Below are 14,534 nucleotides of genomic sequence, written 5' to 3'. Positions count from 1 at the left end.
TTGTTCTATAAACGCTATTGCCGCAAGGTTTTGTTTTTTATTCTGTTAAACTTATATTTTTGAAATCCACTCACAGACGGGATCGTACAGGGTGTCAATATTTCCTGCGCCCACGGTTAGAAGGATGTCAAAATCCTTTTCTTTTATCTTTTCAAATGCATCGGATAATGCGGATACTTCTTTTTTGTCTAAAGTCACTTTTTCCAGGAGCCAGTCTGAGGTAATTCCTTCGAAATTTTCCTGAAGCTCTCTTGCCGGATAGATGTCCAGAAGGATGAGTTCGTCTCCATTGCTCAGGCTTTCAGCGAATCCGTCTGCAAAGTCTCTTGTTCTGCTGAACAGGTGTGGCTGAAATACTACCAGTAATTTTTTATCCGGATAAAATGTTCTCACGGAGCTCATTACCGCATTAATTTCTGTGGGATGATGAGCATAGTCGTCGATATAGATTTTCCCGTTAGGATAAATGTGTTTGGTATATCTTCTCTTTATGCCTTTAAAGTTGGCAATTGCTTTTTTTAATGTTTCGAAATCTGCTCCTAAATTGTGCAGAATGGCTAATGCTGCCGTAGCATTTTCTACGTTGTGGATTCCCGGGATTTCCCAGACGAAATTTTTCACGGTTTCGGCAGGGGTATGAAAGTCAAAATAGATCTTATCGTGATCCATACGCAGATTATCTGAATAATAATCGGCCTTTTCATTAACAGCATAGGTCTGATGCTTTCTCCCGATTTCCAGTCCTTTTCTTACAAACAGCTGTCTGTCTTCCGGAACCAGGGCTGCAAACTGTCTGAAACCTTCTTCAATGTGGCTTTTATCTCCGTAAATATCAAGGTGGTCTGCATCGGTAGAGGTGATAACGGCCCAATCCGGTGAAAGGTTAAGGAAGCTTCTGTCATATTCATCGGCTTCTACCACTGAATACTGGGATCCGTTGTAGAGAAAATTGGACTTAAAATTTTCGGAAATTCCTCCTAAAAAGCATGAGAAAGGAAGGTCTGCTTCTTTGCACAAATGGGAAACCAGGGTAGAGGTTGTGGTTTTACCATGTGTTCCAGCCACAGCGATACATTCTGTATTTTCTGTGATCATTCCCAGGACTTTCGCGCGTTTTAAAACTTCAAACTGATTCTGGCTGAAATAATCCAGAATTCCCAGGGTTTTAATGGCGGGAGTATAGATTACCAGGGTATCTTCTTTCTGAAGTGAGGTGATTCTCTCATCAATAAGATCTTCAAAAACAATATCAATTCCTTCTTTCACGAGTTCCCGGGTGAGTTTGGTATCGGTTTTATCATATCCCAATACTTTTTTGCCTGATGCGTTGAAGTAACGCGCCAGGGCACTCATCCCGATCCCGCCGATTCCGACGAAGTAAAATTTCTGATATGTTTCTAAAATGTTCATTCCTTTTTTTATATTAATGTTTGCTGTAAAAGTATTGATGTACGGTATTATGACTACTTTTTACAACTTCTTCATTATTTCGTCTACAATCTGTTTCGCGGCATCAGGCCTGGCAAAATATTCCAGATTTTGCGACATTTCCTGTCTTAAATTTTCATTTTCGGAGATTTCTGATAAGGTGTTCCAGAATTTCTCCTGCATTTCAGAGTCTTTTACCATTCTGGCTGCATTTTTTTCAACCAGATTCATGGCGTTTTTGGTCTGATGGTCTTCCGCTGCAAACGGAAAAGGTACCAGCAGCACCGGTTTTTTTGCTACGGCCAGCTCTGAAATGGCAATGGCTCCGGCTCTTGAAACAATAATATCGGCCGCTGAATAGGCGAGTTCCATGTCTTTAATAAATTCACGGATCTGTATGTTCCGGGTATCCAGATCTTTTGTTTGTTCAAGAATATCTTTATAATCCAGCTTTCCTGTCTGCCAGATCAGCTGGTAATCTTTGTTTATAATGTCATTCAAATGTGATTTCCAGGCATTATTCAATGTTCTGGAGCCTAAAGATCCGCCTACGGAAAGAATGGTGAGTTTATCTTTGCTTAGTCCCATTTTTTCTTTGGCAAGAGCGGTATCCGTCATTCCGGTAACGATATTTTCACGGATGGGGTTACCCAGGAATTCTATTTTTTCTGCGGGGAAGCCTTCAACTTTCGGATAGGCTGTAAATACGGCTTTCGCTTTTTTGCTGAGGATCTTATTGGTAACTCCTGCATGGGCATTCTGTTCCTGAATAAAGATGGGAATTCCCATTTTACTTGCTTCATAAAGGGCAGGGCCGCTTGCGAAACCACCTGTTCCTACGGCAAAATCAGGGGCAAAGGTTTTAATGATCTTTTTGGATCTGGAGAGACTTTTCAGAATTTTGAAAGGCAGTCCGAGATTGGATAAAAGATTTCCTCTGTCTATTCCCGCAATGTCTATTCCTTCAATTTTATAGCCGGCCTGTGGAACTTTTTCCATTTCCATTTTCCCGTTGGCTCCGATGAACAAAAATTCCGTATCAGGAAATCTTTTTCTGATTTCATCTGCAATGGCGATGGCCGGGAAGATGTGTCCTCCTGTTCCGCCGCCGGATAATACTACTTTTAATTTTTTGTTCATTTTAATGGGGTTGTGGCCGGTTTTTTTATTTTAATTTAATATTCAATATGATTTAATAGGATTTTATCCTATTCTTTGTTCAATCGTCCCTTCGGGACTCTTTTGGTTATGCGATGTCGTTAATTTCTGCTATGCTTTGTTTTTTGCCCATTCCTTCTTCGTCGTAGATCTGTATTCGTGAGCTTATGTTTAAAATGATTCCCAACTGGAGGTAGGTTACCAGCATTGAGGTTCCTCCGTAGCTGATGAGTGGCAGCGGCTGTCCGGTGACGGGAATCAGGTTAACAGCTACTGCGATGTTTACTGAGAGCTGTATGAAGATCATTACCCCGAGACTGAGCACCAGCAGCGAGCCGAAAAAGGCGGGCATTTTACTGGCTATCATGACAATCCTGATCATCATGATCAGATAGAGGCTGATCAGAAAGGCGGCTCCTATCAATCCGTATTCTTCTACGATAACGGCGAAGATAAAGTCGGAGGCAGACTGGGGAAGCATTTGCTTTAATGCACTTTTTCCAGGTCCCATTCCGGTAATTCCTCCGTGAACGATGGCTGCTTTAGCCTGCATTACCTGATAGTTTTTGGCTTTTACGCTTTCGTCGTCTACGTCAGCTGTTTTGGCTTTGCTAGAGGTAAATGTTTCTATACGGCTCATCCAGGTATGGACACGGTTTCCTCCGATCATATTGGTATTCAGGGCAATCAGAAGGAAGAAAACAATGGCTACAAATGATGCGGAAATAAATCCGGCAATGTATTTCCAGTGAAGCTGTCCTATGATGAGAACCACTACGGAAACCATGAGGATCATCAACGCGGTTGAACCGTTATCTTTGGCTACGAGTACAAATACCAGGAGAATTGGCCCGAAGATGTACATGATATTTTCTATCGGAAGTCTTTCTCTTGTTATTTTCTTCGTTAAATATCTGCACAGATAGATAATCAGCATTAAAAATGCGAATGAGGACGGCTGGAACGAGATAGGGGTTCCCGGGATTTTAAGCCATCTTGAAGCACTGGCTCCGTCGATGGTTTGTCCTGTAAACATGGTAACGATCAATAGAATAATCATCAGCCCCAGCAGGATGCTGCTGAGTTTTCCGATGTATTCGTATTTTACGGTTCCAACGAGTCTCATGATTCCAAGACCCAGAACTACAAAGAACATATGCTTGATAACGTGACCGGTGGTGGTCCCGTTATTTACAATGTACTCGAGATTTGAACTTGCAGAGTATACGGGGAAGATAGAGAAAATGGAGATCACAAGAATGACCATCCAAAGTACTTTATCGCCCTTTAGAAATTCAAATCTGCTTTCTGTGTTCTGTTCGTCCATAGTTAATGCTATTGGCTTTTGGTTAATGGCCATTGGCTTTTAATACCTGTTCTTTAAACTGTTTTCCTCTGTCTTCATAGCTTTTGAAGAGGTCGAAACTTGCGCAGCATGGGGAAAGTAAGACGGTATCTCCGTTTTTTGCCAGGGATTTTGATATTCTTACTGCTTCTTCCATAGCTGAAGTATCGTAGATGAATTCTTTTTTGTCTTTAAAGAAGTCTATGATCTTCTGATTGTCTATTCCCAGACAAACGATGGCTTTAACTTTTCTTTTTACCAGATCCTCAATTTCTGAGTAATCGTTTCCTTTATCCAGTCCTCCAACAATCCATACGGTCGGGGTTTTCATGCTTTCCAAAGCATAATAGGTGGCGTTTACGTTGGTTGCCTTGCTGTCGTTGATATATTTTACACCGTCAATTTCGGTTACAAATTCCAATCTGTGTTCTACTGCCTGGAAAGTCATCAGCGAGTTTCTGATACTATCGTTGTTGATTTCCAGTATTTTACCGGCAATGGATGCGGCTAAGCTGTTGGCAACATTGTGGTTGCCAAGAAGAGAAAGTTCATCAATTTTCATGGTGAATTCATCTTTCATTTTAACCTCAATTTTACCGTCATTGATAAAACCTCCTTCTGCCAGTTTTTCTTTGGTTGAAAAAGGGATCATTTTGGCTCTGATTTCCAGTTTTTCAAGGATTGTTTTACTCATTTCATCATCTTTGTTGTAGATGAAGAAATTGTCATTTTCCTGGTTTTCAGCGATTCTGAACTTAGCCAGGGCATATTCCTCATAGTTGTAGTTGTACTGATCCAGGTGATCCTGGGAGAGGTTCAACAGAAGGGAGATATAAGGTCTGAAGTTCTGAATATCATCCAGCTGGAAGGAGCTTACTTCCAGTACATAATATTCGTGGTTTTCATCGGCAACCTGTCTGGCAAAGCTGTATCCTATGTTTCCGCCCAGACCTACGTTCAATCCGTCATTTTTCAGGATATAGTAGATCAGGGAAGTGGTGGTGGTTTTTCCGTTGCTTCCTGTGATGGCAATGATTTTGGCATTGGTGAATTCTGATGCAAATTCTATTTCGGAGGAAAGTCTTATTCCTTTCTCGTGAATTTTATGGATGATATCTGCTTTTTTGGGAATTCCCGGGCTTTTTACGATCCAGTCTGCATTTAAAATTCTTTCTTCGTTGTGCTTTCCTTCTTCAAATTCAATTTCATTTTCAGTCAGAAACTGTCTGTAATGATCCTTAATAGCTCCTTTGTCTGAAAGAAAAACCTCCAGACCCTGTTTTTTAGCCAAATAAGCAGCACCACATCCGCTTTCTCCTCCTCCTAAAACAACTATTTTCATATTTAATTTTTTTGTAAAATGTAAATTGTAAAACGTACAATGTATAGGTGTTTTTTACATTAATACTTTTTACTTTTCACAAAAATTATCTCATTTTCAGTGTGATCAGACATATAATAGCCAGTATTACTCCTATGATGATCATTCGGTTTACGATTTTGCTTTCGTGGAACCCTTCTTTCTGATAATGATGGTGTAATGGTGACATTCTGAACAGTCTGTTATTCTGGGCATATTCCAGCCCGTATTTTTTCTTTCTGTATTTGAAAACGATTACCTGAAGCATTACGGATAGGTTTTCAATTAAGAAAATTCCGCATAAAACAGGAATCAGCAATTCTTTTCTCAGGATAATGGCTAAAACAGCAATTACTCCTCCCAGCATTAAGCTTCCTGTATCTCCCATGAAAACCTGTGCCGGATAGGTATTATACCAGAAGAATCCGATTACGGCACCTACCATAGCTACTGCAAAAATGGTGGTTTCTCCCATATTGGGAAGGAACATGATATTGAGGTAATCTGCAAAGATGATGTTCCCTGACAGGTAGGCAAAGAGGGCCAGGGTAAGCAGTATGACTACGCTGGTTCCTGCGGCAAGGCCGTCTATCCCGTCTGTAATATTGGCTCCGTTGGATACGGCAGTTACAATGAAAATAACGATAGGGATAAAGACAATCCATGCCCACTCATGGGCATCTTTATCATTCATCCAGAACAGAATTCCACTGTAATCGAATTCATTATTCTTGGCAAACGGAACGGTGGAAACTGTGATTTTTTCCGTAGGCATGAAGTTTTGCTCTACGTTGTTTCTGTTCACTACTTTTGCGTCTGCATATTTTCTTTTAACGGTAATGTCCGGGTGGAAATACATGGTGATTCCGACAATTAATCCCAGTCCAACCTGTCCTACTACTTTGAATTTTCCGCTCAGGCCGTCTTTATTTTTTTTGATTTTCTTCAGATAATCATCCAGAAAACCGATTGCTCCCATCCAGAGCATAGAAACCAGCAAAAGGACGATATAGACGTTGGTGATCCTTGTAAACAACAGGACCGGAATGATGGTTGCCAGAATAATGATGAGCCCTCCCATAGTTGGAGTTCCTTCTTTCTGCTTCTGTCCGTCTAATCCAAGATCGCGTACCAGTTCGCCCATTTGTTTTGTTCTCAGGTAGTTGATGACCCTTTTTCCGTAAACGAGGGCAATCACCAGGGAGAAAAGAACAGCGATTCCGGCACGGAAGGAAATGTATTTCAACATTCCTAATCCGGGGATATGGATTCCAAGGCTGGTTAAGTATTCGTATAGATAGTATAGCATGTTGTCAAGTTTTAATTAATGATGGTTTTAAATTTATTTACTCATTAATTTCCAAAGTTCATTAATCGTTTCTTTGTCGTCAAAATGATGTTTTACACCATTGATTTCCTGATAGATTTCGTGGCCTTTTCCGGCTACGAGGACAATATCCCGGGGTTCTGCAAATTTTATGGCCATTTTTATGGCTTCTTTTCTGTCCGGGATTGAAGTGTATTTGCTGAAGTTCTGAGGTTCAACACCTGCTTCAATTTCTTTGATGATCTGTGCCGGATCTTCTGTTCTCGGGTTGTCTGAAGTGATGATGGCCAGTGTAGATTTTTTTGTGGCAATATTTCCCATTTCAGGTCTTTTTGAGTGATCTCTGTCTCCTCCGCACCCGAATACTGTGATGAGTCTTTCGTTTTTGGTTCTTATATCGTTGATGCTGTCCAGGATGTTTTCCAGGGCATCCGGTGTGTGGGCATAATCTACGATGAAGAAAATTCCGCCATCGGATTTGAAGGTTTCGAATCTTCCGGAAACTCTTTTTAACTTACTTACAGCCTGAAGGATTTCATCCTGTTCAAAACCCAGCTCTTCAGCAATTCCGAAGACGAGCAGAAGGTTGTAGACGTTGAATTTTCCTGTCAGCGTGGTCCAGAATTCTTTTCCGTTGAAGTTCAGCAGCATTCCGTTAAAGTCTACTTCAAGCAGTTTTCCGTGATAGTCTGCCATAGTTTTCAAAGCGTAAGTTTTTTTCCCGGCTTTGGTATTCTGAAGCATCACGTTTCCGTTTTTATCATCAATATTGGTAACTGCAACGGCTGTATCTTCCAGTTCGTCGAAAAATCTTTTTTTAGTTTTAAGGTATTCGTCGAAGGTTTTATGATAATCGAGATGATCGTGGGTAAGATTGGTAAATCCTGCCACTTTGAAGTGGAGCCCTTCGATTCTGTTCTGTGCAATTCCGTGTGAGCTTACTTCCATGAAGGCAAATTCGCATCCTTTTTCTACTGCTTCGGCCAGAATTTTATTGATGGTGATTACATCCGGAGTGGTATGAGTAGCCGGAATGACTTCTTCTCCTATTCTTATCTCAACGGTTGACAGTAAGGCGGAATCATAGCCCAGGTTTTTGAATACATCAAAAAGCAGGGTAGAAACAGAGGTTTTTCCGTTGGTTCCGGTAACGCCTACCAGTTTTAGTTTTCTGGAAGGATTTCCATAGAAATTAGAAGCCAGATGTCCTAAAGCTTTGGATGAATCTTTTACCTGTATGTATGTTACATTTTCAGCCAATACTTCCGGCAGTTCTTCGCAGACCACTGCTGTGGCTCCCTTCTCAATCGCAGATGAAATGAAAGAATGGCCATCAGAAACGGTTCCTTTTACTGCAATGTAAAGGGAATTTTCTGTGGATTTTCTGCTGTCGAACACCAATTCGGTAACTTCACGGCTGCTGTCGCCATGAATTGCTGTTACCGGGATTCTGTTTACTAATTCTGTTATTATCATTTTTTATTAATAGGATTTCATCCTATTCTCTGTTAAATCGTCCCTTCGGGACTCTGTTTTCCAATTAATTCTGCAGAGATAAATAAATTCTCTGGTTTTTGCTGATCGTGGTGCCTTCCTGTGGGAACTGTTCCCTGATTCTCCCAACGCCTTTGAAGTCAACGCGGTAGCCTAAATTTTCAAGTTGCGGAATTACATTTTTACCGATAAGTCCTACTACATTGGGCATCTGTTTATCATTGACTGCTATTTTGACATTGGGTTCAACCATTTTGCTCAGGTCTACTTTTTTGTCTACCAGCATTTCTTTTTCAATATTCTGCGGTGTTTTCAGGAATGTTTTTCCTGCAATTTCCTTAAATACCGGTGCTGAAACGGCTCCTCCATAAAATCCTTTTGCGGTATTAGGTTCGCTTATCATTACGTAGCAGGTGTATTTCGGGCTGTCGGCTGGGTAGAAGCCGGCAAATGATGCACGGTACTTCATAGGGCCAGGGAGCCAGTATTCAAATCTTGCGGTTCCTGTTTTTCCTGCCATTTTCAGGTTCGGGGTGAAGATGCTTCGTCCGGTTCCTTTTTCTACGGCTTTGGTGAGGGCGCTGGTCATCATTTTGATGGCTTTTTCGGAGGCCATTTTGCTGACCATTACTTCCGGTTTGGCGCTGTACATCACTTTTCCGTCTTTCATGATCTTATCGATGAAAAGGGGTTTTACCATTTTACCACCATTAGCAACCCCGTTGTAGAAAGTTGCTAACTGTAATAGATTGATGTTTGATGAATATCCGAAAGAAATGGAGGCTAATGTAGCTGCGTTCCATCTTTTATGCTGCGGGGTCAGTATTTTGGGTTTTGTGATTCCCGGCAGTTCGATATCCATTTTATCGAATAATTTCCAGCGTTTCAGATGATCCAGGAATATCTGTGGTTTTTCCGCGTAGTATTTTGTGATCAGTTTGGCGGTTCCCACGTTACTGGATTTGGCGAGTACATCGCTTATATCGTAAGTTCCTCCGCCGTGGCCGTCTGAAATCCTCTGTTTGGCATAGGTCCATACACCGTTTCCGACGTTTACGGTTGTGTTTTCATCTATAAAACCGTCATCCATTGCGGCCAGCAGGGAGATGGTTTTAAAGGTAGAGCCGGGTTCGATATTATCTTTTAAGGCGTAGTTGTAAGAATCTTCATACTCACCGGATTCTGTTCTTTTTAAATTAACCAGTGCGCGTACTTTTCCGGTTTCCACTTCCATAACGATCACGGTTCCGTGCTTTGCTTCGTAATTGATGAGCTGTTTTTCCAATGCGGAGTGGGCAATGTCCTGAATTCTAAGGTCTAAGGTGGTGTATACGTCTTCTCCGTCAACAGGTTCTTTTACTTTCCAGTAGTCGATTGGTTTCCATTGGGAAGAGTTGATTCTCTGTTCCAGTCTTTTTCCGTCGGTTCCGGTCAGGTATTTTGAGAATGCGCCTTCCAGTCCGGATTTGTATTCACCGTTATCCATTCCTATGGTTCCGGCTCCGATTTCGGAAGTGGCCAGTTCTCTTTTGTAGTTTCTGTCAACAATAAATCCTCCTTTGTTTTTTCCTCTTTTAAAGATCGGGAAGTTGCGGATTCTGTCATACTGATCAAAATCAAGACCTTTTACCAGGGTATAGTACTGGTTTTTTTTCTTTTTCTGCTCGTCGAATTTCTGTCTGAATTCTCCTCTGGATTTTCCGAACATTTTGCTCAGGGAATCTGTAAGTGCTCCGATATTGTTGGTGTAGACGCTATCTTTCATGGTTTTGAAATCAAGATAGATGTCGTAACGCATTACGGTAGTGGCCAGAATAGAACCGTCTGAGGCGAACAGGTTTCCGCGGGCAGCTTTCAGGGTTGCCTCGCGATAGTTTTTATTAATGTAATCGTCTTTAATTTCCTGAACGTTAGTGTTTTGCAGGATTACAATTCTTGTAAGGAACATTACGAATACGCACAGAGCTGCCACTGCGAAGAGATAGCCCCACCTTAACGTTTTTTTACGTTTGTTGTCGTATTCATTTTGTTTTTGCATCTGTACTGTCCAGTTTAATTAGCAGTTTGTGAGGATGGTTTTCAAGGGTCATTAAAGAGTCCTTTGCTACTTCTTTCCCCAGTTCCGATTCCATTTTTACTTTGATCAGCTTACTCTGGGCGTAAGCGTTTCTCGATTTATATTCTTCTGTTTCTTCTTTTAAGGCATTGACGATTTTAATCTTTTTGTTGACGAGGTGATTGGTATAGATCATCGCCATCATCAGGACAAACAACAGGAGAAAATACTTGTAATGTATTTTGATCTCATCACGGTTCAGAAAGTTTCCTTTTATAATGTCTATAAAAGTGAGTCTTTTCTGGGGGCGATTTGTTGTTCTTTTTGCCAATTTATTTGTTTGTCAATTTGCTTTGCCGTGAATTCGCTTTTCTGTCAACAGTCAATTTTCTGATGTGAAAATTCATTATTGACTGTTCACCATTCACTTTTATACTTTAATTCCTGTTCTCATTTTAGCGCTTCTGGCTCTGGAATTTTCTTCGATTTCCCCGCTGTCGGGGATAACCGCTTTACTCTTCAGCAGCTCAAAAGCTTTTTTATAATTTCCGTAGATGTCTCTTTCGGGTTCTCCTTCAAACATTCCGTTCTTTAAAAATCTTTTTACCAGGCGGTCTTCTAATGAATGGTAGGAAATAACAACGAGTCTTCCTTCCGGTTTCAGAATGTTGTAGGCCTGAACGAGCATTTCTTTTAAAACTTCCAGTTCCTGGTTTACTTCAATTCTTATCGCCTGAAAAAGCTGGGCGTAGAATTTATTAACTTTATGGGGCGGAATGTAGCTGAATAATTTCTTCAGTTCTTCCGTGGTATTGATGTTCTTTGTTTTTCTGTGGTGAACGATTTCTCTTGCCAGCTTTCTGGCTTCTCTCAGTTCTCCGTAGTGGTAGAAAATATCAGCCAGTTCCTCTTCTCCATATTCGTTAATTACGCGTTTGGCATCAAGATTCTGCATTACGTTCATTCTCATGTCCAGAGGAGCATCGCTTCTTGTTGAAAATCCTCTTTCCGCTTCATCAAACTGATGGGATGAAACGCCTAAGTCTGCCAGGATTCCGTCTACCTGAGAAACTCCGTACATCAGCAGGGAGTTTTCCAGAAATCTGAAATTCTGGTTTACCAGTGTAAATCTGGGATCATCAATTGCGTTTTTAAGGGCATCAAGATCCTGATCAAAACTGAACAGTCTTCCTTTGTCCGAAAGCCTGCTCAGGATTTCCCTGGAGTGGCCTCCGCCTCCAAAAGTGCAGTCCACGTATATTCCGTCCGGATTCGTCACCAAATCATCAACACTCTGCTTTAATAAAACGGGGTTATGGTACATGCTTAACTTGTGTTTTTTATCACGCTACAACTGCGTGGTTCCTATTCTTCATCGAAAGAGCCCATCACATCTTCAGCAAGGCTGGCAAAGTCGGCTTCGTTGGTAGCAATCACCTTTTCATAGGCTTCTTTATCCCAAATTTCGAAAAGCTCTCCTGCGCTGGTAATGACAGTGTCTTTCTGAAGGTTTGCAAAGGTGACCAGGTCTTTGGAGATCTGAAGTCTTCCTGCATTATCCAGCTCAACTGTTTTTACGCCTGCCGTAAACATTCGTATGAAATCAGCATTCTTTTTAATGAATCTGTTTAATTTATTTATTTTGCCCATCAGTTTGTCCCAGGCATTCATGGGGTAAACTTCCAGGCAGGGTTGGAACACAGATCTCTTGACTACAAACGCCTTATCGTCGAAGTTTTCCATCTGTTTGATTAAAGATGAAGGAACTTTTAAGCGGCCTTTGTCGTCAATTTTACACTCATATGTTCCAATGAAATTTTTCATTTGGGACAAATTTATATAAAAGTTTCCAAAATTTCCCACTTTTTCCCACTTTTTGACTTAATGTTAATAAGTTTTATTAAAGATTTAAATTTTAAGGGGTAAGTGGTTGGTATCCGGAGGATTGTGAAAAGTCTTATTCAGGCCATATTAAAGAGGTTTTGAAAAAAAAGAAGAAAAAGAGAGAGATTATATTATTTTTATTTTAAATTAGGGTAATCAAAATATTTTTGAGGTTTAATTTGTATTTTTGCAAGGCTTTATTAAGGCATTATATGATATTTAGTACAAAAAAAGAAAAGAAATATACTTTTGTAGAGGCGGGAGAAGGACATCCATTGGTGCTGTTGCACGGTTTAATGGGTGGATTGAGTAATTTCGATAAAATGGTAGATTTTTTTTCGCAAAGAGGTTTCAAAGTGTATGTGCCTCAGTTGCCGATCTATGATCTGCCGGTACTCAATACGAATCTTACTACGCTTGCAAAATATATTATCAGGTTTATTGAGAGTCATATTTCAGGACCTGTTACAATTGTAGGAAACTCAATGGGGGGCCATGTAGGTCTTATTTTAACTCTGGCAAGACCGGATCTGGTTAAGAATCTTGTTCTTACCGGAAGCTCGGGGCTGTATGAGAGAACTTTCGGAGACAGTTTTCCCCGAAAGAATGACCGTTCCTATATCAGAAAGAAAACGGAAGAGGTTTTTTATGACCCGGCAATTGCCACAGAGGATCTTGTAGATGAGGTGTTTTCTGTAGTGAATGACAGGATGAAAGGAATCAAAACGGTGATGCTCGCGAGAAGTGCCATCAAACACAATATGCTGAATGATCTTCCGAAGATCAAAACCCCGACCTGCCTGATCTGGGGAAAACAGGATAATGTAACCCCGCCGGAGGTAGCAGAGGATATGCATAAATTTATCCCGAATTCTGATCTCTTCTGGATCGACCGTTGCGGGCATGCTGCCATGATGGAGAAACCGGATGAATTCAATGAGATTCTGTACAGCTGGTTAAAAGATAAAGTGTAAATACATACAACATATAAATGGCCATTAAGAACTTTTCTTAATGGTTTATTTTTCTAAAAATATTTGAGAAATGGTTATTAAAACAGCAAATTTTGTAAAAAGCAGCGGAAAATGGCAAGACTGTCCTGATCCTACACTTCCGGAATACGCTTTTATCGGAAGGTCTAATGTAGGAAAGTCGTCCCTGATCAATGCGATGATGAATCATAAGGATCTGGCCAAAACTTCACAGACTCCGGGAAAAACACAGCTGATCAATCATTTTTTGGTAAATGAGAACTGGTATCTTACGGATTTACCGGGATATGGCTATGCCAAAGTGTCCAAATCCATAAGAAAGGATTTTGAAAAACTGATTACCAATTATATTTTGAACAGGAGAAATCTGGTGAATCTTTTTGTGCTGGTAGATATAAGACATAATCCTCAGAAAATTGATCTTGAATTTATCCAATGGTGCGGGGAGAGTGGAGTTCCATTTTCCATTGTGTTCACCAAATCGGATAAAATAAAGCCTGGTGCTGTGGTTACCAATGTAGAGACTTATAAGGCTGAACTTCATAAGACCTGGGAGGATCTTCCGGAACTCTATGTAACCTCTGCAGAAAAGAAAGAAGGCTGTGAAGAAATCCTGGATTTCATTGAAAAAACCAATGATTTTTTAACGCTTAATAATGTAAGCTTTGATGAATAGTACCGTCTGGAAGATCAAAACCTTTGATGAATTTACCGTACCGGAGCTGTATGCTGTACTGAAAGCCCGTATTGATGTATTCGTCATAGAACAGAACTGCCCTTATCCTGATCTGGACAACTATGATCAGAAAGCGGTTCATATCTGGGCTGAGGAGAATGGGGAAATTCTGGCTTACTGCCGTGTTTTCGATAAAGGAATCAAGTATGATGAAGCCTCTATCGGCCGGGTTCTTACAACGGAAAAGGCGAGAGGAAAGCGTTTAGGAAAGCAGCTGATTCAATATGCTGTGGAGACGATAGAAAACCGTTTTCATACAACAGAAGTGAGAATTTCTGCACAGGACTATTTACTGAGGTTCTACTCCGGGTTCGGATTTGAAGATACCGGGAAAAAATATCTGGAAGATGATATTCCGCATACGGAAATGATCAGAAAATAATAAAAGCGAAGAGAGATCTTCGCTTTTTTAATATATGGTGAGTGTTTTTAGTTTTTTTAGAATGGAAGCCGGAAGCAGTTTAATTACACCCTGAGCAATACGACCGGTCTACATACTGTTTGCTGTTCCCTGCGTAATAATAGCACCCGCCTCTTTTGCCTACATACAACTGGTTTCCGTTATAGGTACACCCTCTGCCTGATGAATAGAACCCAGAGCTCCTGCTGCTGCTTTTCTTGCTTTTTGAAGCTTTTTTCTTTGGCTTTTTGTTGGTCTGTTCAGATCTGGTCTTTTGCGGTGTTGCGGTGAAACTGGCTGGAAGTAATAATCCTAAGCTTAAAAGGGTGGTGAAGAGTAGTTTTTTCATAGTAG

General features: G+C 40.7%; 14 protein-coding genes. 3 read left to right on the top strand and 11 right to left on the bottom strand.

What is annotated here, in order from left to right; genetic code table 11:
- Positions 1-51 precede the first annotated feature (51 nt).
- The 10 genes from murC to mraZ all read right to left on the bottom strand — a co-directional run bounded on the left by murC (position 52) and on the right by mraZ (position 11,992).
- A complete protein-coding gene (gene murC, locus AC106S_RS14170) occupies positions 52-1,410 on the bottom strand; it encodes a UDP-N-acetylmuramate--L-alanine ligase (protein ID WP_482439983.1) in 1,359 nt (452 codons plus the stop codon).
- A gap of 60 nt (positions 1,411-1,470) precedes the next feature.
- Positions 1,471-2,568, bottom strand: a complete 1,098-nt coding sequence (murG, locus tag AC106S_RS14165) for an undecaprenyldiphospho-muramoylpentapeptide beta-N-acetylglucosaminyltransferase (protein WP_482439982.1) — start codon at positions 2,566-2,568, stop codon at positions 1,471-1,473.
- A gap of 106 nt (positions 2,569-2,674) precedes the next feature.
- Positions 2,675-3,913, bottom strand: coding sequence for an FtsW/RodA/SpoVE family cell cycle protein (locus AC106S_RS14160; RefSeq protein WP_482440610.1), 1,239 nt, complete (start codon positions 3,911-3,913; stop codon positions 2,675-2,677).
- A 22-nt stretch (positions 3,914-3,935) separates the two neighbouring features.
- A complete protein-coding gene (gene murD / locus AC106S_RS14155) occupies positions 3,936-5,273 on the bottom strand; it encodes a UDP-N-acetylmuramoyl-L-alanine--D-glutamate ligase (RefSeq protein WP_482439980.1) in 1,338 nt (445 codons plus the stop codon).
- A gap of 85 nt (positions 5,274-5,358) precedes the next feature.
- The gene (gene mraY / locus AC106S_RS14150) at positions 5,359-6,600 is read right to left on the bottom strand and encodes a phospho-N-acetylmuramoyl-pentapeptide-transferase (RefSeq protein ID WP_482439978.1); all 1,242 of its coding nucleotides are present in this window, start codon (positions 6,598-6,600) and stop codon (positions 5,359-5,361) included.
- 33 nt (positions 6,601-6,633) lie between these two features.
- Complete coding sequence (locus tag AC106S_RS14145) at positions 6,634-8,094, bottom strand: UDP-N-acetylmuramoyl-L-alanyl-D-glutamate--2,6-diaminopimelate ligase (protein ID WP_482439977.1); 1,461 nt, start codon at positions 8,092-8,094, stop codon at positions 6,634-6,636.
- A gap of 64 nt (positions 8,095-8,158) precedes the next feature.
- The gene (locus AC106S_RS14140) at positions 8,159-10,150 is read right to left on the bottom strand and encodes a penicillin-binding transpeptidase domain-containing protein (protein ID WP_482439975.1); all 1,992 of its coding nucleotides are present in this window, start codon (positions 10,148-10,150) and stop codon (positions 8,159-8,161) included.
- Positions 10,134-10,499, bottom strand: a complete 366-nt coding sequence (locus tag AC106S_RS14135) for an FtsL-like putative cell division protein (RefSeq protein WP_482439974.1) — start codon at positions 10,497-10,499, stop codon at positions 10,134-10,136. Before AC106S_RS14135 ends, AC106S_RS14140 begins: the two co-directional genes overlap by 17 nt.
- Positions 10,500-10,598: 99 nt before the next feature.
- Entirely contained in the window at positions 10,599-11,492 is an 894-nt protein-coding gene (gene rsmH / locus AC106S_RS14130; protein ID WP_482439972.1) for a 16S rRNA (cytosine(1402)-N(4))-methyltransferase RsmH, read from the bottom strand.
- Between the two features lie 41 nt (positions 11,493-11,533).
- Positions 11,534-11,992, bottom strand: coding sequence for a division/cell wall cluster transcriptional repressor MraZ (gene mraZ / locus AC106S_RS14125; protein WP_153396635.1), 459 nt, complete (start codon positions 11,990-11,992; stop codon positions 11,534-11,536).
- A 272-nt stretch (positions 11,993-12,264) separates the two neighbouring features.
- Between mraZ and AC106S_RS14120 the strand changes: the two genes are divergently transcribed.
- From AC106S_RS14120 to AC106S_RS14110, 3 genes are all read left to right on the top strand, one after another.
- On the top strand, positions 12,265-13,026 hold the full coding sequence (locus AC106S_RS14120; RefSeq protein ID WP_482439971.1) for an alpha/beta fold hydrolase: 762 nt from the start codon (positions 12,265-12,267) through the stop codon (positions 13,024-13,026).
- A 70-nt stretch (positions 13,027-13,096) separates the two neighbouring features.
- Positions 13,097-13,720 carry a ribosome biogenesis GTP-binding protein YihA/YsxC gene (yihA, locus tag AC106S_RS14115; RefSeq protein WP_482439969.1) on the top strand — a complete coding sequence of 208 codons (624 nt, stop codon included), beginning with the start codon at positions 13,097-13,099 and terminating at the stop codon, positions 13,718-13,720.
- The gene (locus tag AC106S_RS14110) at positions 13,713-14,162 is read left to right on the top strand and encodes a GNAT family N-acetyltransferase (protein WP_482439968.1); all 450 of its coding nucleotides are present in this window, start codon (positions 13,713-13,715) and stop codon (positions 14,160-14,162) included. The genes yihA and AC106S_RS14110 overlap by 8 nt, the downstream gene beginning before the upstream one ends.
- Before the next feature lie 79 nt (positions 14,163-14,241).
- Here the strand turns inward: AC106S_RS14110 and AC106S_RS14105 are convergent, their stop codons facing one another.
- Positions 14,242-14,529: a hypothetical protein gene (locus tag AC106S_RS14105; protein ID WP_482439966.1), complete on the bottom strand. Its 288-nt coding sequence runs from the start codon at positions 14,527-14,529 to the stop codon at positions 14,242-14,244.
- Positions 14,530-14,534: the final 5 nt, after the last annotated feature.

The sequence above is a fragment of the Chryseobacterium sp. FR054 genome, from assembly GCF_056844565.1.
The sequence above is the reverse complement of the archived record's forward strand: the minus strand, read 5'-3'. Positions and strand labels throughout refer to the sequence as shown.